Source organism: Aminobacter sp. P4_H6_2, assembly GCF_056400805.1.
Window position 1 is genome coordinate 1 of the sequence record NZ_JBFUKO010000015.1, and the last position, 20944, is coordinate 20944.

A 20944-nucleotide genomic window follows, 5' to 3' on the forward strand; every position below is an offset into this window, starting at 1 on the left:
CTCGGATACTGCGCCGGCAATATGCACTGGCCCGTGCGTTTCGAAGGCGATCATCTCTACGTCGTTGGCGAACTTGGATCGGGCCACGTTCTCGACCGGCTCCACCATGTGCTCGACCGGGGCGCCGTGACTTTTCTCGGCGAAGACAAATGACTGCCCCGTCCTGTGAGGAATGCAGGAAGGCAAAGGGAGGTAAAGATGCTGCGAGTTGAAGGCGTAGTGGGCAGCCGGAGCGATCCGGCTTTGCACGAGGCGATCCACCATCTCGAACATCGCCATGCGGTCGAGTTTGTCACCGTTGCGGTTGGCGATCTCGATCGTCGGCGGCTGATGGCGCGGACCGACAAGGGCGAGGAGGTGGCGATCACCTTGCCGCGCGAGCAGAAACTGCACGACGGTGCCGTGCTTGTTCTCGACGATCATCGCGCGGTGATTGTGCGCGCCGGCGAGCAGCGCTGGCTTAGGTTTTCGCCGCGTTCGGCCAGCGATGCGCTGGAACTCGGCTACCACGCGGGCAACCTTCACTGGCGGGTCCGCTTCGCTGGCGACGACCTTCTCGTCGCCCAGGATGGACCTGCTTCGGTTTATGCCGCGCGCATCGCGCCTCTGCTGTCGGGTGGACGGGTCGAGATGACCGAGGAGGCCGAATGACCCTGTCGGCGACAAATCTGCTCGTTGCCTTGCAGCATGCCGATGGCCAGTTTCCGTCGGGCGGCTTTGCCTTTTCGCAAGGGCTCGAGGCGTCGTCGTCGCTCGCTGAGCGGCTGGGTGCGTTCGACTTCGCGGGTTTTGTCGATACCCAGATCCGCCATCGCTGGGCAAGTGCTGACCGTGTCGCGCTGGTGCGGGCACACAGGCTTGCCGGCGATCTCGACGCGCTTGCCGATCTGGACCGTGAGGTCGAGGCCTCCACCTTCGTGGAAGGGCTGCGGTCTGGCTCGCGGCGCAATGGTGCAGCACTTCTGACCACGCATGGGCGCTTGGGAACCAAGGGGGCGACGGCCTATCGCTCAATGGTCCGCAATAGCAGCGCCTGCGGCCATCTCGCCGTCGTGCAGGGCCTTTTATGGCAGGCGCTTGGCCTCGACGAGGTAACGGCTGTTGCGATCGGCGGCTACCAGATGGTCGCGTCCCTGGCGACCGCTGCGGTGCGGCTTGGCGTGATCGGCGCCATCGACGCCCAGGCGGTGATCGCCCAGGCCCTGCTTGGGGTCAAAACCGCCGCGCTCAGGCCGGTCATCGACGATGAGCCACTGTGTTCCTTCACGCCGCTTTGCGAGATCGCGGTCGCCCTGCATGGCGCTTCCGGCCAGCGCCTGTTTTCCAATTGATGAGGAGCGAACGCCATGTTGCTGACCCCGACCGAACTTGAACGTCTGACGATCTATACGGCGGCAGAACTTGCGCGCAAACGACGGGCCAAGGGCTTGTTGCTCAACTATCCTGAAGCGGTTGCGATCATCTCCGACGAGATCCTCGAAGGCGCCAGGGAAGGGCGCTCGGTCGCCGAGATGATGTCGTTCGGCTCGGCCATCCTGACCCAGGCCGACGTCATGTCGGGTGTGGCGGCGATGCTGCCGATGCTGCAGATCGAGGCGACATTCCGCGACGGCACCAAGCTGGTGACCGTACATGAGCCGCTGCGGCCGGCCGCAGGTGCCGTTGCCGACGATCTCGAACCCGGAGCGGTCATCACTGAAGAGGGCGAGATCGAGCTCAACGCGGGCCGCCGCAAGCTGACGCTCAAGGTGGTCAACACTGGCGACCGTCCGGTGCAGATCGGCAGCCACTATCATTTCTTCGAGGTCAACAAGGCACTCGACTTTGACCGCGCGGCGGCCTTCGGCATGCGCCTCGACATCGCCGCGGGCACGGCGGTGCGTTTCGAGCCGGGGCAGGAGAAAGACGTTCCGCTCACCACCTTCGGCGGCCAGCAGCATCTTTCCGGCCTCAATGGGCTGTCGAACGGCTCGGCCAAAGATGCGGCGGTGAAGGCCGCTGCCCTTGATAATGCCCGCGCCCGCGGCTTCCGCGGCGCCTGAGGGGAGGAACGATCATGGCAACACTGTCACGCCGCGACTATGCGGCAATGTATGGCCCGACCACTGGGGACGGCTTCCGTCTCGGCGACACCTCGCTCGTCGCCGTCGTCGAGAAGGATTTTGCCGTTTATGGCGACGAGTGCCTGCATGGCGGCGGCAAGACCTTGCGCGACGGAGCCGGGCTTGCCGCGGGCGTCACCAGTGCCGAAGGCGCGCTCGACTTCCTGTTGTGCAACGTCACTGTGATCGATGCGGTCGTTGGCATCATCAAGGGCGATCTCGGCATCAGGGACGGCAAGATCGTAGGCATCGGCAAGGCCGGCAATCCAGCCATCATGGACGGCGTCGATCCGCGCCTGATCGTGTCGGCGGCAACCACCGTGCGCGACTGCGAGGGCCTGATCGCCACCGCCGGCGCGCTCGACGTGCATGTGCATTTCGACAGCGCGCAATTGTGCGATCATGCCATTGCCTCGGGCATCACCACAATGCTCGGCGGCTCGCTTGGGCCGATCACCGTCGGCATCGACTGCGGCGGGCCGTTCAATGTCGGCAAGATGCTGCAGGCGGCGGAAGAGTGGCCCATCAATTTCGGCTTTCTCGGTCGCGGTAATTCGCACAAGCCGGCCTCGCTGGTCGAGCAGATCGAGACCGGTTGTCTTGGCCTCAAGCTGCACGAGGACTGGGGCACCATGCCGGCTTCGATCGACACCTGCCTGACGGTGGCCGACCAGCTCGATTTCCCGGTCCAGATCCATACCGACACGCTGAACGAGTCGGGTTTCCTCGAAGATACGCTTGCCGCCATCAACGGCCGCACCATCCACATGTATCACACCGAAGGTGCCGGCGGCGGCCATGCCCCCGACATCATTAGCGTCGCCGGCGTGCCATGGTGCCTGCCGTCTTCCACCAACCCGACCAATCCCTACACGATCAACACCTTCGACGAACACCTCGACATGACGATGGTGTGCCACCACCTCAACCCGGCCATCCCCGAGGATGTCGCCTTTGCCGAAAGCCGCATCCGCGCCCAGACGATCGCCGCCGAGGACATCCTGCACGACATCGGTGCGATCTCGATGCTCGGCTCCGACAGCCAGGGCATGGGGCGCATCAACGAGGTGATCTGCCGCACCTGGCAGCTGGCTGACAAGATGAAGAAGCAGCGTGGCCGCCTGCCCGAAGAGGCGACACGCTTTGGCGACAACGAACGCATCAAGCGCTATGTCGCCAAATACACCATCAACGCCGCGCGCACCTTCGGCATCGCCGAACATGTCGGCTCGCTCGAGGACGGCAAGATGGCGGACATTGTCATCTGGCGCCCTGCCTTCTTCGGCATCAAGCCGGAATTGGTGATCAAGGGCGGCTTCATCGCCTGGGGCGCGATGGGCGATAGTGCCGCCTCATTGATGACCTGCGAGCCGCTGTTGCTGCGCCCGCAATGGGGTGCGTTCGGGCGTGCCAAACAGGCGCTTTCGGCCTGCTTCGTCAATCCGCTTGCCATCGATCGTGGCCTAGCCGCGACGCTCGACCTGAAGAAGGCGCTGCTGCCCTCCCGCGGCAATCGTGGGCTCACAAAGAAGGATATGCTGCGCAACGATGCCTGTCCCAACATCCGTGTCGATCCGCAGACCTTCGACGTCTTTGTCGACGGCGAACTGGCCACCTGCGAGCCGGCGCACGAACTGCCGCTGACCCAACGCTATATGCTGAGGTGATATCATGGACGTTAGGACTTCTTCCTTTGCGCCGTCGGCCTCGCGTGTGGGCGCTGCCCGCATCGGCATCGGGGGCCCGGTCGGTTCCGGTAAGACGGCACTGATCGAGCGGCTGATCCCGGCCTTTGCCGAGCGCGGCGTGTCGCTGGCGATCGTCACCAACGATCTGGTGACCGCCGAGGATGCCGAGCGCATCCGCCGCTCCGGGTTGATCGACCCGGCCCGTGTCGCAGCGGTCGAGGCCGGCGCCTGTCCGCACACTGTGATCCGCGAGGATCCGACGCTCAACATTGCTGCCGCCGACGATCTGGAAGCGCTGTTTCCCAACGTCGAGCTGATCCTGATCGAAAGTGGCGGCGACAACCTCGCCTCGACCTTCTCGCTCGATCTCGTCGATTGGTGGATGTTCGTCATCGACGTCGCCGGCGGCGACGACATTCCGCGTAAGAAGGGCCCCGGTGTCCTCAAATGTGACCTGCTGGTGGTCAACAAGATGGACCTGGCGCCGTATGTCGGCGTCAATCTGGAGCAGATGACCGCCGAGGCGACCGGCGTGCGCGCGGGCAAGCCGATGGCCGTCACCAACTGCCGCACCGGCGAGGGCGTCGCTGCGATTGCCGATCGCATTCTTGCCGACGTGCTGTTCAGATGACCTCACACTGGCCCCAGCCACGCCACCACGAGGTCCTGGCGCAACCGCGCCAGCCTGATGCGCGATGCGGCCGCTTCGAGCTTGCCTTCTCCCGTCACGGCGCGCGCACCCATTTGGGCCGCCAGTTCGTTTCTTACCCGTTTCACATGACGCGGCCGTTCATGCTCGACGCGGCCATACCGTCGCTACTGACGGTCTACCAGCAGTCCTCCTCGGGCGGCCTTTATCGTGCCGAGCAACTATCCAGCCGCTACGAACTGGGTCCGGCCGCGGCAGCCCATGTCACCACCCAGGCGGCGACCGTCGTGCATGATTGCCACGGCCAGCCGGCGCACCAAGCAACCGAGATTGACCTCGAAGAGGGCGCGTTCCTGGCCTTGACGCCTGATCCGCTGGTGCTGTTTCCCGGGGCATCTTGTTCGATCACCACCCAGGCAAGGTTGGCGCCCGGCGCTGTGTTGTTTTTGTCGGACGCCTTTGCTTGTCATGACCCGGAAGGGCGCTTCCGCCTCTTCGACCGGCTGGGCGCGGACGTTGTTATTCGCGACGCCGCAGGCCGGCTGCTTGTGCGTGATAATCTAGAAGTCACAGGCGCGCAGCTCGTAGGCCGAGCCTCGCCCATCGGCGCCTGGCGGGTCGTTTCCAACTTCATGCTTCTCGGCGACCCCACCCGGCTTCCGACAGCGGAAGTGCTTGTCGCGCTGAACAACACGGCGTCTGCAGTCCTCGGCGTAACGGCGCTGGCCAACGGCGCGGGCTGGGGCATCCGTTGCCTTGCCGCCGATGCGGTGACCGCGCGCGGCATATTCGAAAGCCTGTTTGGGCTTGCCGTCGAGGCGGCTTTTGGCAAACCGCCCGTGCCACGGCGCAAGTGACAACCGCATTCGCATCACAAACATTGAAAGGAAGCAGGCAATGAACAGCAAATCGATCGTTAGGTCCGCGGCATTGGCCGCCTTCGCATTGGCGCCAGGTCTCGCCAACGCACATACCGGCCTTGGCCATGTGGACGGTTTTGCCCATGGCTTCGCCCATCCGCTTGGCGGGCTCGACCATGTCCTCGCCATGGTCATGGTCGGTCTGTTTGCGTCCCAGCTGGGTGGCCGCGCCAGATGGCTCGTGCCGGCAAGCTTCGTTTCGGTGATGGTGCTCGGCGGGGCCCTTGGTCTTGCCGGCATCGCCGTGCCCTTCGTCGAGCTTGGCATTGGCCTCTCGATCGTCGTTCTTGGCGGCGTTGTCGCCTTCAACCTGCATGCGAGCGTGGCTGTCGCCATGGCACTGGTCGGGTTCTTTGCTGTTTTTCATGGTTACGCCCACGGTGCCGAGATGCCGGAGAGCGCCAGCGGCCTGGCATACGGTGCTGGTTTTGTGCTGGCGACCGCGACACTGCATGCCTTGGGCCTCGGCTTCGGCTTGCTTCTCGACAGCAAGGGCGGGGCGAGGGGTTCGTTCCTTATCCGCTTACTCGGCGGGCTTGCCGCGATGGCGGGCGTTGGCGTGGTGAGCGGTTTCGTTTGAGTTTCGGCTAAGCCGTCTGAAGCCTGCGCCAGGCGCAGTTATTTACGCCTAGCGAATGTGGGAGGTGCCCAAATGACAGCAGCAGTTTCCCTACCTAGGCTTGAGCCCGCAAGGCCAGGCCCGAGGGCCCGGATGGCTTCGGCTCCGGCCGCGGTCGCACTGCCGCTGTGCCAGGATCCGCACGCGATCCGCGTGCCTGAGGAAAATGAGCTTCAGGCGTCCATCGGTCGCGAGGTGCGGGCCTGCCGCAAACGCCATGGCATGACTGCGAAGGAGCTTGCGGGTGCAGCCGGTATTTCGGTTGGCATGATGTCGAAAATCGAAAACGGGATGATATCGGCATCGCTGACCACATTGCAGGCGCTGTCGCAGGCGCTCGGGGTTCCGCTCACTGGGCTGCTGCGACGCTTCGAGGAAGAGCGCAGCGCGGTGTTCGTCAAGTGCGGGGCAGGGGTCGCAGTAAAACGGCGCAGCACGCGTGCCAGCCACCACTACAACCTCCTCGGCTATATCGGATCCAGTTCCGGCGCGCTCTCGGTCGAGCCCTATCTCATCACCCTGACCAGCCACGCCGACACCTTCCCGCTTTTCCAGCACCTGGGAATGGAGTTCCTCTATCTGCTCGAAGGTGAGATCACCTACCGGCACGGTACGAAGCTCTATCGCATGGCCCCCGGCGACAGCTTGTTCTTCGACGCCGACACACCACATGGCCCCGATCAATTGACCAGGCTTCCGATCCGCTTCTTGTCCATCATCTCGTACCCGAAGGGCGGCGATGACTGATATCGCGGTGGGGGGTAGCCGGCTATTTTAGGATCTGACGCGGGTCTGGCACTAGCAGGCTGTTGAAAAAGGGCTTGCGACAGTTCTGGGTTCGCGATTCACTCTGGCCACGAGGTGGCGGGAGTGAATTGTGCCGGGCGAGGACGAACGGACGGGCGAACTGTTCAGCTATGTTGATCTTGAGGGGCGGGTTCGGCGGGATCATCCGCTGCGCCGCATCCGGGCGATCGTGAACGAGGCGCTGTCGGCGCTTGAGTGGGATTTCGCGGCGCTGTATTCGCCGATCGGGCGGCCGTCAATCCCGCCCGAGAAGTTGCTCCGGGCGATGCTATGCCAAGCGTTCTACTCGATCCGCTCGGAACGGCTTCTGATGGAGCGGCTGGAATACGACCTGCTGTTCCGCGCATAGGAACCTGTACCCACCGGCGGGAGGCTTCTATCCGAATGGCGGCGTGCTCAACCAGATCACTGACAAGCTCACCTACCAGACCCCCGAAACGCTCGAGATCTAACCGTGGATCGCTGAATCCTGGACGGTCAACGACACGGCCACCGAGTAGACGCGGCAAACCAGATTGCCGCGTCTTGAGTTCTGTACGAGCTGAAGGTCAAACCGGCTTGGCAGCTTCGATGTACGGGGTCAGCAGGTCGAGATCGATGGGGCCGAGGCGGTCTTTGACGCTGAGGGCCTGATGCCAATAGGGGTAGGGGAGCACTGGAAGGCTGACGCCGTCGAGTCTGGATCGTTCTTCTGCGGAGAGCTTCAAATTGGCCGCCGCTAGGTTGTCGCTGAACTGGGCTTCGCTGCGGCCGCCGATGACAATGGAAGTCACGCCCGGGCGTTCAAGCAACCAGGCCAGAACCACCTGTGCGCCCGATACACCGCGCGCCTCGGCAATCGCGACCACGACCTCGACGATGTCGTAAAGTTTTTCCCAGTCGTTTACGACCGGTTCGCGGAAGCCGCCGACATGGCGGCCTGCATCGGGGCCGCCGGAGCGCCGGTACTTGCCGGACAGGAGGCCACCCGCCAACGGCGACCAGATCAAGATGCCTAGACCCTGATCCTGGCTGATTGGCACCAACTCGCATTCGGCTTCGCGCGCGTTGAGGGTGTAGTGGATCTGCTGGGAGACGAAGCGCTGCTGATGGCGGCTATCGGCTGCCACCAGCGCTTTGGAGATATGCCAGCCCGAATAGTTCGAGCAGCCGATGTAACGCACCTTGCCGGTCTTGATCAGGGTGTCGAGCGCTTCCATCGTTTCTTCGATGGGGGTCATGCCGTCCCATTCGTGCACCTGGTACAGATCGATGACATCGGTCTTGAGGCGCTTGAGGCTGGCTTCGGCCTGCGCAACGATATGGTGACGCGACAGACCCTGCTCGTTGGGGCCGCTGCCGACCTTGAACCGCACCTTGGTGCCGAGCAGCGCCCGTTGCCTGCGTCCGTTCTCCGCAAGGGCCACGCCGATCATCTCCTCGGAGACACCGTCATTATAGATATTGGCGGTATCGAGCAGGTTGATGCCGTGATCGAGGCAGAGGTCGATCTGCCGGGTGGCGTCGGCCTGTTCGGTATGGCCGACTTTGACTGGGCCACCAAAGGTCATGGTCCCCATCGTCAGGGTTGAAACCTTAAGGCCGGAGCGGCCGAGAGTGCGGTATTCCATGATTTTCTCCTGGCGGTGAGGGCGTTAGCTGCGCGTAAAAAGCAATTCAGATGGGGACGGACCCGATGCTGGCGCCGCCGCAGACAAAGAGCGTCTGACCGGTGACGAACCCGGCCCGGGCATCGGCAAAGTACATGAAGGCGTGGGCCACATCCTCGGATGTTCCGAGGTGCCCGACGGGAATGCGCTTGGCCACACCCTCTTCGTGTTCGCTGCCCTTGGGGACGATGCCCCAGAAATTGTCGGTCTGAATGGGGCCGGGAGCGACCACATTGACGGTGATACCATGCGGGGCGAGTTCGAGCGCCCAGGTTCGCGCCATGCCGATCATGCCAGCCTTGGAGGCGCTATAGGCAGTGCGGGTGGGGCTGCCCAGAGCGGCGCGCGACGAATTGAACAGCACCCGGCCAAACCGGCGCGCCTTCATGGCGGGCAAGAAGGCCTGCAACAGCAACAGCGGCGCGCCCAGATGCAACTGGCCCAGCCCGGCGATATCTTCGGGCGTCGCATTCTCGAGCAGGTTGGGCCAGATCATGCCGGCATTGTTGACAAGGTGGGTGACCTGGTGCTGCGCCGCGATATCGGCCGCCGCCAGGCGTACCGCCGCGGGGTCCAGCAGGTCAGCCTGCACACTTTCGAGATTGGCGTGGCTGAAATCGGGGTCGTGGCGCGATATGGAAATCACCCGATAGCCCTTGTCCAGCATGCGCTGTGCCACGCAGGCGCCGATGCCCTTGCTCCCGCCGGTAATGACGGCTGTGTAGTCTGTCATGGTTTGGGACATCCTTTCCGGGACTTAGCGGGGAACCAGGGCAAGCACGCGCAGCGGGCTGCCAGTGCCGTTCTTGATCTTGAGGGGAGCCGCGAGAAGAAACGCGCCGGTTGGGGGTAGCTGGTCGAGGTTCGTCAGGCATTGCAGGCCGTACTTCCCGGCGCCATGCAGGTAGAAATGGGCGGGGTAGGGCGGCGTGTAGTGCGCGCCCTGACCGGCGTCGGTTCCCACGGTCTCGGTCCCGAAGCCGCGAATGGAGCGGCGCTCCACCAGAAAGCGCATGGCGTCGGGATTGGGTCCGGGTGAATGGGCGCCGTCCTCGCGCAGGTTCAGGTAGTCCGCGGCGCTTTTCTTGGACCAGTCGGTGCGCATCAGCACCCAGCTATCGGGTGGGATTTCGCCGTGTTCGGCCTCCCAGGCGGCAATGATTGCGGGCGTCAGCTCGAAATCCGCATTGCGGGCGGCCCCTTTGGAGCAATCTATCACCACCACCGGTCCGACGAAATTGCCGGCCGGAATGGCGTCGACGCTGTTGTTGGGGAGATGGCGCCCCGATATCCAGTGCGCGGGCGCGTCGAAATGAGTTCCGGTATGCTCGGAACAGGTAAAATTATGCCATTTCCAGGCCGGGCCGCGATGGTCGAAGGCCGAAACTTCTTCCATTCGGAACGGAGCGCATTGGCCGAACTCGGGTGGCAGAACCATGACCGGGAAGTCCGGGTCCAGCGTGTGGGTCAGATCGACGGTTTCGATGCGGCCCGTGGCCATGGCCAGCGCCAGCTCGGCGAGTAGGGTCGCTCCGCCCGGTGGTGGATTGGTCATGCCCCGCCTCCGGCAGTCATTTCAAGCTCGAGCACTTTGGGGTCTGCGCGCCAGCGCTCATAAAGGTCCTGGGCAATTTCGCCGACAAAGACATCCTCTAGGCCGTCCTTTAGCGCTGCCACGATAGCGCGTGCCAAGGCGCTTGCGGTGACTTTGGGTGCGGGCAGGGGCTGGTGCCAGTCGTCATCGGTCGGGCCGGTAAAGGCGTTCATCACCCGTATGCCGCCCGCCAGCACTTCGGCGCGCAGGCATTGGGTCAGCGACAGGGCTGCGGCGTTCGAGGCGGCAAAGCAGCCGAAATCGGGTTGGTTGGCATAGGCGTAGACCGACAGGATGTTGACCCAGGCAATGGCATTATTCTGCCCGTCCGTGCCGCGCGCCCGCATAGCCGGGCCGAACGATTGCGCCAAACGCATCAGGCCGAGATAGTTCACCTCGAGCTCTTGCTGGGCGAACACTGTGTCGCCGCGCGCGATAACGCCGCCGGRGCGCACGAAACGGGCATTGTTGATGAGGATATCGACCTTGCCGCCGATCTGCGCGGCAAGCGCCGTCACCGACGCGGTGTTGGTCACATCAAGCGGCACCAATTGCACTTGCGGAAGGGCGAGAAGCTGCGCGCGAACCGGGTTATCGCGCCAGGCTTCCGCCTCGCCGACGAACACAGTCTCGGCCCCGGCCTTGGCAAGGGCGCGGGCCAGGGCAAGCGCCGTGTCGCTGCGCCCATCAGTGATCAGCACGCGCCGGAATTTGGGATCGCAGGTCAGCTCGCGCATCTGAGGATCGTCCTCCATGTTGGGGGTGGCAGTGAGCGGAAGCGCCATCAGCACGCCCTGTCCGCCGCGATCGAGCCGGTTGATTAGACGAACCAGCTCGCCCTTTATGCAATCGCCGTGCACATGACAGATGATCGAGGGGCCGGCATCCAGCTTCACCGTTCCCGTGCGCCACGGGGTGCTGTCGCGGAAGTAGGCGTTGGGGCTTACCCGCACGATGGTATCGGCAATCAACTGACCAAGGGGTGACACGGGCGACCACTGTAGGGCGGTCGACAGGCATTGCGCACACGCGTCGCGCGGTGGGTATTGGATAGCAGCGCACTCTTGACAAACTTGGAGCTTAAATTGCCCCTGCGCTGCGGCGGCGCTCAATCCCAAAGCCGCCCGGCTGCGCGCTTGCGGCGGGCTGGCGGGGACGGGCGTGCGTTTTTGTGGGTTCTTTTTGGATGGTGGGGAGATCGGGGCGGTCATGCGTCCGCCCCCGAAATAATCACTGCACCCGAGCAAACACCGCGATCGTAGTTGATCATGCCGAAGCCGGAGACCATCGCAGTGCGAGCACTCGCTACCTGGGTCGGGCCGGCTGTGCCGGTGACCTGRCGAATGGCTTCGACAAGCCCCAAAAAGCCGCCCGCTGCCCCGGCCTGCCCGGCCGACAATTGCCCGCCGGAGGTATTGTGCGGAAAGTCACCGCCAATGGTCAGATCGTGCTGGCGCACGAAACCCGGGCCTTCGCCCTTGCGGCAAAAGCCGAGGTCCTCGAACTGCATCATGGAGATCACCGGGTAGTCGTCATAGGTCTGCAAGAGGTCGATCTCGTCGGGTGTGGCCTTGGCCATCTCGTAAAGCTCATCGGCATCCATGGCCCAACCGCCCCGCATCTGAATTGGGTCTTCGGGATAGGCGTTGTGGCGCTCGATGGTTGAACGGATGCGGGCGAAGGGCAGGTTCCGGCGCAAAGCTTCATCTTCGCGCATCACCAGAAAGGCTTCGGCCCCGGCGACCGGCATAACGCAATCGAACAAGGCAAGCGGATCGGCAATCGGGCGCGCTTCCAGATACTGCTGCAGCGTCAGCGGGCTTTTCATGATCGCGTGCGAGTTCTTCAGGGCGTTGTCGCGCTGGGCCACGGCGATCTTGCCGAAGTCGGCACGTTCGGCCCCATATTCGCGCATGTAATAGTCGGTCAGCAAGGCAAAGCAGGCATTGGGGCCGCCTGCGCCATAGGGGTAGGACGCATCCTGAGCGAAGCGGCTGAAATTGGGCAGCATGCGCCGAAAACTGTCGATCTGGTTAGTGTCGCCTGATACGCACGCCACGATGTGGGCGTCGCCCGCCTGCACGGCGCGGGCGGCCTTGCGCAGCGCCACGACGCCGCTCGCCCCACCCATAGGAATGTGGTCGAGCCAGCGCGGGATCAGACCCAAATGTTGGGTCAGCCCCACCGCTGTATCGGGGGCCAGCGAAAAACTCGATACGGAAAAACCATCAATATCGCGCGGGCGCAGGCCAGCGGCGGTGAGCGAGGCCCGCAATGCGCGGGCGATCCACCAATGCGCCGTCTCTCTGGAGTACCGCACATAGGGCACCGTCGCAGGAGCGACGAGAACGACGCCATCATAGAGCGCACGGCGGGCTTTCAAGATGTTGCCCTGCGCTTCATATCGCAGGTGTTGACCGTGTGCGGCTGGGCCAAAAGCGCTGCTGCCATGGTCTTGAGCTCGCCGCGTTGAATCTTCTGCGTCGGCGTCAAAGGCAGGGTTTCGACAAAGGCGATGTAGCCGGGGGCCTTATAATAGGCGAGCTGTTCCAAGCACCATGTCACAATCTCACGGGCCAGCTCCGGCGTGCCGGGCGTGGCGGGCACGACGCATGCGAACACCTCATCGCCGCGCATACTATCGGGCACCGCGGCAATGCCGACATTGGCGACAGCGGGGTGGCGCATCAGTACCGATTCAACCTCGACGGCGGCGATGTTTTCACCGCTGCGGCGGATAACGTTCTTCTTGCGATCCACAAAGAACAGATCGCCGTCTGCGTCGCGGCACGCGATATCGCCGGTATGAAACCATCCCCCGGCCCACGCCTCGGCAGTGGCTTCCTCGTTCTTGTAATAGTTTGAAAAAAACCCGTAGCGCGGATTGGCCCCGGCCCGGCGCACCACCAGCTCGCCATGCGCGCCGGTTTCGACCTCGTTGCCGGCGTCGTCTAGAAGGCGAATTTCCATGGTGGGATCGGGGCGCCCGATGCATCGCTGCCCCAGCTTGCGCGGCTCGGTTTTGACCACGGTAACGGTGCCCGCGCCCGTTTCGGTCATCGCCCAGCTTTCGACCAGCGGAAACCCAAAACGTTCCTCAAACGGGCCGTGCAGTTTGGGATCGACGCCTGCACCGAATCCGAAGCGCACCGCGTGCGTCCGGTCACTGTCGCTTTCGGCGGCACCCATCAGCATGGCCGGCATCACGCCCAGATAGTGTAGACACGTGGCCTGGCTCTCGCGCACGCTGGACCACCAGCTGCGTGGGTGGAAACGGTCCAGCACGGTGAGGCACCCACCGACCGTCACCATCGCCATCAGCGAATAGGCCATGGCGTTCATATGAAAGACCGGCAGCGGAGTAATCATCCGTTCGCCCGCGTCGGTCAGCATGCAGAGGCCTCCGGCGGACGCATACCATTGCCCGGCGAGCAGGAAATAGGTGTTGGACAGAACACAGCCCTTGGGCTGTCCCGTTGTGCCCGAGGTATAGAGCAGGGCGGCTTCGCGTTCGTAGCCGGGCAGGGTGGCGTCGAATACCGGTTGTGTATCTGGTGCTGGGGGTGGAGCGTCGCCGATGGCGATGACCTGCATTGCGTGGCCGGCGGCCCGCGCTGCGGCGGCAAGATCGGCAACTCGGGAGGCGAGGGCGACGGCCAGCACCGGTTCGGAATGGCCGATCAGGTATTCCAGTTCAGCGGCACGCAGGTCTGGATTGACCGRTACAACGGAAATCTGCAGTCCGTTGAGCGCTAGCCAGTGCAGAAAAAACGACGGCCGGTTTTCGAGCAGCAGCACGACGCGGGATCCGGCCTGGTATCCGGCGGCGGAATAGGCCTGACGCAGACGGGTGACTTCAGCTTCCGCTACTCCATAGGTCAGCTCACCCGCCTGAATTTGATAGCGGGCAGCCGTCTCGGGCAGGACGTTGAGAAACGGCCGCTCGGGCCAGGTGCTAACGGCGTGGGCGAAAGCGGCAGCAACGTCGTCGACATCCGGCAGGGGCGAGGTGTTGATCATCGGGGACTGACTCACGGTAGAAGCTGAATACTGCGGAAGGCTGCATCGCTGTTCAGCAGCACGACCTTCTTGCGCTTGATGCGGATGGCGCCATCGCGCAGGACCAGTTCGTGCTGGGCGTTGATCGCAAGCAGCACCTGCTCGTCGAGGCGCGTTTCGACATAGTGCATCGCCGTATGCGTGACGAAATGGCCGTTCTCTGGCTCGAACACATCGACATAGGGGCGCTGGATGACGTGGTGGCTGCGGCTTTTGGGCTTCTGGCTGAAGGTGCGTTCGTTGTTCAGGCGCTCGACGCGCAGACGAAGCATGAACTGATCTTCATAGAGCAGCGAGGTCACGAGCTTGGTGTCCTGCTGATTGTACTCGAGCGGCATCCAATAGATGCCATCGGGCTCCCACAGAGTCAGCCAATCGGAAAAGCGGGCATCGTCCAGCATGCGCACTTCATCATAGATGAAGTCGATCAGGTCGTTCTTGGCGGGATAAGTCATCACGCCTCCTCCATCGTCGCGGTCATGAATTTGACCCAGGCGTGCATCTGGTTGCGCATCTGCCGCTCGGTGGTGCCGTTCTCGACCGCTGCCTCCTCGAAGTTCTCTTCGCCCGGATAGAGGCGCTGGATATTGACCCAGTCGAGACCTTGGGAGTGCAGACCCTCCTGGGCCCGTTCGTACATTTCGAGGTCGTCATGGCCGACCATCGAGGTCGGCGCGTTGATCAGCCGGTTATAGGTGGCTGTGCGTTCCAGCAGCATGTCGGGCGCATCCACCAGCCGGAATATCCAGCTTTCGACCATGGTCTTATTAGCCCCCATGGGAATGAAGTTGCGCAATTGCTGGACCGGCCCCTTGATCATGATGTTGGGGAAATAGACCGTGTTGTGCCGGTTCTCGTCCAGGATCGCCCGGGCGCGTTCGTCGCCATAGGCTGCGGCCATCTGCTCGAAGTAACCGGGAATTGCCGAGTAATCGGAATGGATGGAGTGGTGCACGCCGGTATGGCCATGCCCGTTCGCCCAGGTGCGAATGCCCATGGATTCGAAGAACTCGTAGGGCGACATGAACGGGGCGATGACTTCCATCGCCATGGGCCGGGGCGTGCCGTCGGGCTTGTCCATCTCTTCCCAAAGCCGCACGGCGGTTCCGGCCGAGCTTTCATGGGCGACCATCGGGTGGCAGGTGTCGGTCTGGTTTTCGACCAGCATCTTCCAGTTGCAATGGTGCAGGTAGCGCAGCGGTGGCCCTGCCACTTCCAGCCGCCCGACCGGGGAGCGGTCGACCATATTGTCGAGCGAGGAAAGGCTGCCGCCGAAATAATCATCGAAGCCGATGCCCTCCGGGTTGAGCCGCACGAAGACGAAGCCGCGATAGTTTCTGACCGCCCCGACCGGGGTGAGGCCCTTGACCGAGGTGTTTTCGGCAAAGCCGGTGTTCTCGTAGCCCTTCTTCAAGGGGATGGCCAAAAGGCATCCGTCGGTCTTGAACGACCAGGCATGGTAGGGGCAGCGAAAGAACTTTCCGGTATTGCCGGAGCGATCCATGGCGATCTTGGTGCCCTTATGCGGGCAGCGATTGTAGTTCACATAGATCTCGCCATCGATGTGGCGCGACATGATCATCGGCTGCACGCCCACTTCGGTGGTGAAATAGTCGCCCTTATTGGCGACCTGGCTTTCGTGGCCGACATAGACCCAGGTATTCGCGAAAAGGTGCTCGGTCTCGAGCCGGAAAACCTCGTCGCTGATATAGACATCCTTGTGGATTTCCACCGGGCGCACCAAGGCGCGAATATCACTGGCAGTGGTGTATTTACCCATGAGGTTCTCCTGGGGCTCAGATGTCCAGAACAAGCCGGTCCGACTTGGCGCGGCTGACGCAGATCTGCATGACGGAATTGGTGGCGCGTTCCGCGTCGGTCAGGATGACGTCGCGATGATCGGGGACGCCGCTCAGCACGGTGGTCTGGCAGATGCCGCAGTCGCCGCGCTTGCAGTCGTAAGTCAGGTCCACGCCCGCTGCCTCAAGCACCTCGACGATCGAGCGATCCGCAGGCACAGCGAAAACTTGGCCGGTCGAGCGCAGCTCCACTTCGAAGGTGCCATTGCCGTCAGCGCTCACTTTCGGCGCGAACAACTCGAAATGGACCTGGCTTTTGGCGAAGCCACGCGCTGCTGCCGTTTCGCGCACCGCCTCGATCAGGCCCGCCGGGCCGCAGACGTAAATCTGGCTCGTGCTATCCAACCCGGCGATGAGCGCCTTCAGGTCAAGGGCGCTGTCGTCGGTGTCGTAATGTTCGGTGAGCGCAGGGCCGTGCATGTCCTTGAGGGCGGCCAAGAAAGCCAGTAACCCCTGCGAACGGCCGCAATAGTGCAGCTGGTAGGGGACGCCGAGGTGTTTCAAGCTGGTGGCCATGCTGGTGAGAGGAGTGATGCCAATGCCGCCGGCGATCAGCACTACCGGCGCGGCGGACTTGATCAGGGTGAAATCGTTCTTCGGTGCGGTGGTGACCAGCGTGTCGCCGACCTCCAGCCCGTGCATGTAGCGAGACCCGCCCGCTCCGGTCTCTTCCAACCGCACGCCCAGCCGATAGGAAATTGGCCTGGCCAAAGCGGCGGCATCGCCTACCGCGATCAACGAGTAGGGGCGATCATCCCCGCCGGGCAGCGACACGCGGATGTGGGCGCCAGCGGTGAAGGGCGGCAGGGGGGTGCCATCGGCGGCGGCAAGCTGGAATGATTTAACCAGCTCCGTCTCTTGGGTGACTTCAATGATCGTAAGGTTCAGCTGATTCATAAGAGCCTCCCGCTCCTGTGCCTCATGTCTACTAAATATGAAATTTCATGTTAATTCTTGTCAACCCCCCAAATTTAAGATGCGCGGCCAGGACGTGCTTTGAGGCTGGTGCCAAGCGGCGCGGGATCCAGCAAATTCTTGTATTGATGGGCTGGCATAGCCACTATGGGGCGGACAGAAAAAGGTCGTTTGGTCATGAGTGCTCAAAAGAGGCAGCTAGAAATCGACGCGGCGCATCTCCCCGCTCCTGGCAGTTTCATTCCGAATTATCTGCTCTATCTGCTGGCGGCGACCAGCGATGCCGCCAGTTCTGAGTTTCATGGTTTTGTGCGCCGGAATGGCCTGAAAGGCCCGGAGTGGCGCGTGCTCGCCTGCCTCTATGACGAGGACGGTTTGATGGTCACACGCCTGGCGGAGCTTGCTTTGATGGAGCAATCGCGACTGACGAAGCTGATCGACCAGATGGACAACCGCGACCTGGTGCGGCGTGGATCCGATGAAATAGATCGGCGGCGCGTGCGGGTGTATCTGACCGCGCAGGGACGTGAGCTAGCGACTTACCTGGTCGGCGCGGCCCGCCAGCATGAGGTCAAGGTGATGGAAAATCTGCTACCGGGCGAGGCCGAGCTGCTCAAGACATTGCTGCGCCGTCTTTACGGCAGTTTGAGTGCTCCCACGCAGTCGGAGGGATGACTTTTGGATATCCAGGCTCTCGCCTAGGTGCCGGTGACGGCGCGGTGACGCGTTGTTTTCAGATTTGGACGCTTTCCAATTGCATGAAAAAGACTATAAATTTGAAAGGGCTTCTCATGACGCCTAATGATGAACCTAGTAGAATTGCCTAGCGGCCGATCCCGTCAACTCGGAGCGGAGGTCTCTGGCGACGAGGAAAGAAAGGTCTAAAGGTGCAGCAAACTTGGCGCTGGTTTGGAGCCAGTGACCCGATCTCGCTTGCGGAAGTCCGGCAGGCGGGAGCAACGGGAATCGTTTCCGCGCTTCACAGCATTCCGGTGGGAGAGCCCTGGAGTTCGGAGGCCGTCCGGGCGCATCGCGACGTCATCGCCACCGCTGGCCTGACCTGGTCGGTGGTGGAGAGCATCCCGGTCCACGAGGATATCAAGCGCGGTGCGCCCGGCGCTGATCGCTATGTCGAGGCTTTCGTTCAGTCCATGCGGGCCGTCGCCGGTAACGGCATCGGCACGATCTGCTACAATTTCATGCCGGTGGTCGACTGGACGCGGACCAATTTGCTGTACCCGACCACCAAAGGAGCGACGGCGCTGCGCTTTGACATGGCGGAGTTCGCGGCCTTCGACATCTTTATCCTGAAACGGCCCTGGGCCGCAGGCTCCTATTCCGCGGACGTGCAGGAGCGGGCGGCGGTGATGATGGCCGGGCTATCGGCCGACGACGCGACGCGGATCGAAAAGACTGTTATTGCCGGGCTGCCTGGCACTAATTTGCATCATGATCTGAAGTCCTTCAAGGCACTGCTCGATGCCTATGGCAGCGTGAGTGCGGACGATATGCGGCAAAACCTACGCAAGTTCTTGCAGGTCGTTGCGCCGGTTGCTCATGAGCTCGGCGTGCGGATCTGCATTCATCCCGATGATCCGCCGTTTCCACTGTTTGGTTTGCCGCGCGTGGTGTCGAACAGCGACGATCTGGGCTGGGTGCTGGACTCCAGCGATCATGTGGAAAACGGCATCACCTTTTGCGCTGGGTCATTGGGTTCATCGCGCGACAACGACATTCTGGCGCTGTTCAAGCAGGTGGCGGAGCGCGTGCATTTTCTGCATCTGCGCAATGTCAGCGTTGATGCGGACGGTTCGTTCGAGGAGGCCGAGCATCTGGACGGCAGGGCCAGCATGCCGGAGCTGATCCGGCTCATCCGCATTGAAGAAAACCGCCGCCAGGCCGTGGGGCGGAGCGATTGCACGATTCCGATGCGCCCGGACCACGGGCACCTGCTGACTGCGGACCGCTCCAAGGCGTCAAATCCTGGATATTCCTATATCGGGCGCCTCAAGGGGCTGGCCGAGTTGCGCGGTGTCGAGCGCGCCTGCGATGCCTACTTTTCAGCGCAGTAGCGCTGGCCGGCGTTAGGCTGAACGCCGATTCCTGAACTCTCGAGTAAGTGACCGCCGCGCCAGAAATGGAGTGGCGGTCATTTTGTTTCTGCTCGGTGAGATCCTGTGGGCGCATTTCGTCTAAATTGGTATTACCAGTTCTGCCAAATTGGTGGATTGGTTTACGTTCTCTGGCCTCTCTTTCGGTCGGGAGAGGGGAGCTAGTTCCTACATCGCAGATGCCAGATCGCAGATTATCTCATTGACATTATTGCGCATTTACAACGGACGCGCATTGCGCGCGCCTGCGATGGGTGGGCGGCGTTCGCCTGGTCAGGCGACCCGTCAAGCGACGTCGCGTGAAATTGCAATTGTTGGCTTGACCAAAATAACAAAGGTGTTAGTTTGGACAAACCAAAAAAGAGAGGTAGCGCTGGTGAGTGCTGAAGACTTTGATGTTGTGATCGCTGGTGGAGGGCATAACAGCCTGGCATGCGCCGCTTTGCTGGCAAAGAACGGGCTGAAGGTTTGCGTCGTGGAGCGTAATTCCTGGATCGGTGGCGGCTGCGTCACGCGGGAAGTCACCCAGCCCGGTTTCAAGCACGACCTGTTCGGCTCGTCCCACGTCTGGATTCACGCCAACCCGGACTTTCAGGAGCTGATGCCCGAGCTGAAGGAGCATGGCCTGGAGTATATCTGGGAGCAGAACCACATTACCGGCCATCCCGACACCAACGGCCCTGGCATCGTGGTCTACAAGGATATTGAAAAGACCTGCCAGAGCATCGCGCAGCATTCGGTCAAGGATGCACAGCGCTACCGCGAAATTTTCGACCAGTGGCATGGCATCAAGGATGGCTTCATCAAGGGCATGTTCTCGCCCCCAGGCAAGCCGGCCACAATGACAGCGGCCATGCAGAACAGCTATCAAGGTCTGCTTAAGCTCAAGGAATTCAACCTGTCGTCGCGTCAGTTCGTGATGCAGAATTTCGAGAACGACACGGTCCGCGCATTCATTCTGGGCTGGGCGCTGGCTCCGCAGATTTTCCCGGATACCGAAGCCACCGGGCAGTCGTTCTATATCCTGATCCCCGGCATCCACACCTATGGCGCGGCGATCCCGAAGGGTGGCTCGATGATGCTGCCGACAGCGCTGGCCAACTACGTCAAGGCCCATGGCGGTTCGGTGCTGACCGACGCGCCGATCGACAAGTTCGTGCTCAATGCCGAGGGGGCCTGTGTCGGCGTGCGGCTCGAAAGCGGCGAGCAGATTACCGCCAAGAAGGCGGTTGTGACGGGGCTCGGGCTGAAAGTGTCGTTCATCGACTGCATGGAAGAGGGGGCTTTGGCGCCTGAGTTCGTGCAGGCGTGCCGCAATTTCTCGTACGGCACGGTGTCGATCGCCCGCGTGCATTTGGCGCTTAATGAGCTACCGAACTACAAGAACGGCGCCGACATGAATGCCTGTGCATTCCACCGCATATTCGGCACGCTGCACGATATCGACGTGCAGTACGCCGAGATCATGATGGGCAAGGCGCCAACCAATCCATTCCTGTGGTCGGCTGGCTGGACCAAGCTCGATCCCTCGCGCGCCCCGGATGGCAAGCACACCCTGATCCTCGACACCTTTGTTCCCAGCCGGCTTTCCAATGGCGTGAACTGGAACGACTACATCGAGGAATATGTCGAAGAGGTCATGATGAAGGTCATGCGCCGCTACACGACGAACATGACCAAGGACAATATCCTCGGCGCTTATTACGAAACCGGCGTGAGCCTCGAAGAGGCCAATCCGGCCTTCGTGAGCGGCAACACCACCGGCGGTGAGCGGCTGCTGTCGCAGATGGGCTACTTCCGTCCGCTGCCCGGCTACTCGCAGTACAAATCCCCCGTCCCTAAGCTCTACATGACCGGTCCAAGTTGCCATCCAGGCGGCGGGATCACGGCCATGGGTACAATTACGGCGAACGTCATGCTGCGCGATTTCGGCATGCCCCATCGTCCTCTGAACTAAGCAGGAGAGTTTCCG

The 20944-nt window shown here is 62.3% G+C and carries 20 protein-coding genes and 1 pseudogene; 12 read left to right on the forward strand and 9 right to left on the reverse strand.

What is annotated here, in order from left to right; translation table 11 throughout:
• Positions 1-198: 198 nt before the first annotated feature.
• The 9 genes and pseudogenes from ureE to AC1DUU_RS02595 all read left to right on the forward strand — a co-directional run.
• Complete coding sequence (gene ureE, locus AC1DUU_RS02555) at positions 199-651, forward strand: urease accessory protein UreE (RefSeq protein ID WP_476781846.1); 453 nt, start codon at positions 199-201, stop codon at positions 649-651.
• Positions 648-1331 carry an urease accessory protein UreF gene (locus AC1DUU_RS02560; RefSeq protein ID WP_476781847.1) on the forward strand — a complete coding sequence of 228 codons (684 nt, stop codon included), beginning with the start codon at positions 648-650 and terminating at the stop codon, positions 1329-1331. Before ureE ends, AC1DUU_RS02560 begins: the two co-directional genes overlap by 4 nt.
• A gap of 15 nt (positions 1332-1346) precedes the next feature.
• Positions 1347-2042, forward strand: coding sequence for an urease subunit beta (locus AC1DUU_RS02565; RefSeq protein WP_476781848.1), 696 nt, complete (start codon positions 1347-1349; stop codon positions 2040-2042).
• A 14-nt stretch (positions 2043-2056) separates the two neighbouring features.
• Positions 2057-3769 carry an urease subunit alpha gene (gene ureC / locus AC1DUU_RS02570; RefSeq protein WP_476781849.1) on the forward strand — a complete coding sequence of 571 codons (1713 nt, stop codon included), beginning with the start codon at positions 2057-2059 and terminating at the stop codon, positions 3767-3769.
• A 4-nt stretch (positions 3770-3773) separates the two neighbouring features.
• Entirely contained in the window at positions 3774-4421 is a 648-nt protein-coding gene (gene ureG / locus AC1DUU_RS02575) for an urease accessory protein UreG (protein WP_476781850.1), read from the forward strand.
• Complete coding sequence (locus tag AC1DUU_RS02580) at positions 4418-5296, forward strand: urease accessory protein UreD (RefSeq protein WP_476781851.1); 879 nt, start codon at positions 4418-4420, stop codon at positions 5294-5296. Before ureG ends, AC1DUU_RS02580 begins: the two co-directional genes overlap by 4 nt.
• A 40-nt stretch (positions 5297-5336) precedes the next feature.
• Positions 5337-5939, forward strand: a complete 603-nt coding sequence (locus AC1DUU_RS02585) for a HupE/UreJ family protein (RefSeq protein WP_476781852.1) — start codon at positions 5337-5339, stop codon at positions 5937-5939.
• Between the two features lie 132 nt (positions 5940-6071).
• The gene (locus AC1DUU_RS02590; protein ID WP_476781853.1) at positions 6072-6725 is read left to right on the forward strand and encodes a helix-turn-helix domain-containing protein; all 654 of its coding nucleotides are present in this window, start codon (positions 6072-6074) and stop codon (positions 6723-6725) included.
• A gap of 130 nt (positions 6726-6855) precedes the next feature.
• Positions 6856-7128 (forward strand): annotated as a pseudogene (locus AC1DUU_RS02595) (transposase); the annotation flags it as partial.
• A 205-nt stretch (positions 7129-7333) separates the two neighbouring features.
• Here AC1DUU_RS02595 and AC1DUU_RS02600 read toward each other — a convergent pair.
• From AC1DUU_RS02600 to AC1DUU_RS02640, 9 genes are read right to left on the reverse strand one after another with little or no spacing between them, the layout of a single operon-like run.
• Entirely contained in the window at positions 7334-8395 is a 1062-nt protein-coding gene (locus AC1DUU_RS02600) for an aldo/keto reductase (protein WP_476781854.1), read from the reverse strand.
• A gap of 46 nt (positions 8396-8441) precedes the next feature.
• Complete coding sequence (locus tag AC1DUU_RS02605) at positions 8442-9167, reverse strand: SDR family oxidoreductase (protein ID WP_476781855.1); 726 nt, start codon at positions 9165-9167, stop codon at positions 8442-8444.
• Positions 9168-9191: 24 nt separating this feature from the next.
• Entirely contained in the window at positions 9192-9989 is a 798-nt protein-coding gene (locus AC1DUU_RS02610) for a cyclase family protein (protein ID WP_476781856.1), read from the reverse strand.
• On the reverse strand, positions 9986-11239 hold the full coding sequence (locus AC1DUU_RS02615; protein WP_476781857.1) for an SDR family NAD(P)-dependent oxidoreductase: 1254 nt from the start codon (positions 11237-11239) through the stop codon (positions 9986-9988). The genes AC1DUU_RS02610 and AC1DUU_RS02615 overlap by 4 nt, the downstream gene beginning before the upstream one ends.
• Positions 11236-12411: a thiolase family protein gene (locus AC1DUU_RS02620; protein ID WP_476781858.1), complete on the reverse strand. Its 1176-nt coding sequence runs from the start codon at positions 12409-12411 to the stop codon at positions 11236-11238. The genes AC1DUU_RS02615 and AC1DUU_RS02620 overlap by 4 nt, the downstream gene beginning before the upstream one ends.
• Positions 12408-14048, reverse strand: coding sequence for an AMP-binding protein (locus AC1DUU_RS02625; RefSeq protein ID WP_476781859.1), 1641 nt, complete (start codon positions 14046-14048; stop codon positions 12408-12410). Before AC1DUU_RS02625 ends, AC1DUU_RS02620 begins: the two co-directional genes overlap by 4 nt.
• A gap of 11 nt (positions 14049-14059) precedes the next feature.
• Positions 14060-14542 (reverse strand): aromatic-ring-hydroxylating dioxygenase subunit beta, encoded by a 483-nt coding sequence (locus AC1DUU_RS02630; RefSeq protein WP_476781860.1) that lies wholly within the window; start codon positions 14540-14542, stop codon positions 14060-14062.
• Positions 14542-15867, reverse strand: a complete 1326-nt coding sequence (locus tag AC1DUU_RS02635) for an aromatic ring-hydroxylating dioxygenase subunit alpha (RefSeq protein ID WP_476781861.1) — start codon at positions 15865-15867, stop codon at positions 14542-14544. Before AC1DUU_RS02635 ends, AC1DUU_RS02630 begins: the two co-directional genes overlap by 1 nt.
• 16 nt (positions 15868-15883) lie before the next feature.
• Positions 15884-16843: a PDR/VanB family oxidoreductase gene (locus AC1DUU_RS02640; RefSeq protein ID WP_476781862.1), complete on the reverse strand. Its 960-nt coding sequence runs from the start codon at positions 16841-16843 to the stop codon at positions 15884-15886.
• 195 nt (positions 16844-17038) lie between these two features.
• On the opposite strand from AC1DUU_RS02640, the gene AC1DUU_RS02645 reads away from it, so the two are divergent.
• The 3 genes from AC1DUU_RS02645 to AC1DUU_RS02655 all read left to right on the forward strand — a co-directional run bounded on the left by AC1DUU_RS02645 (position 17039) and on the right by AC1DUU_RS02655 (position 20929).
• Entirely contained in the window at positions 17039-17536 is a 498-nt protein-coding gene (locus tag AC1DUU_RS02645; RefSeq protein ID WP_476781863.1) for a MarR family winged helix-turn-helix transcriptional regulator, read from the forward strand.
• 212 nt (positions 17537-17748) lie between these two features.
• Positions 17749-18933, forward strand: a complete 1185-nt coding sequence (uxuA, locus tag AC1DUU_RS02650) for a mannonate dehydratase (protein ID WP_476781864.1) — start codon at positions 17749-17751, stop codon at positions 18931-18933.
• A 151-nt stretch (positions 18934-19084) separates the two neighbouring features.
• The gene (locus AC1DUU_RS02655; protein ID WP_476781865.1) at positions 19085-20929 is read left to right on the forward strand and encodes a phytoene desaturase family protein; all 1845 of its coding nucleotides are present in this window, start codon (positions 19085-19087) and stop codon (positions 20927-20929) included.
• Positions 20930-20944 lie beyond the last annotated feature (15 nt).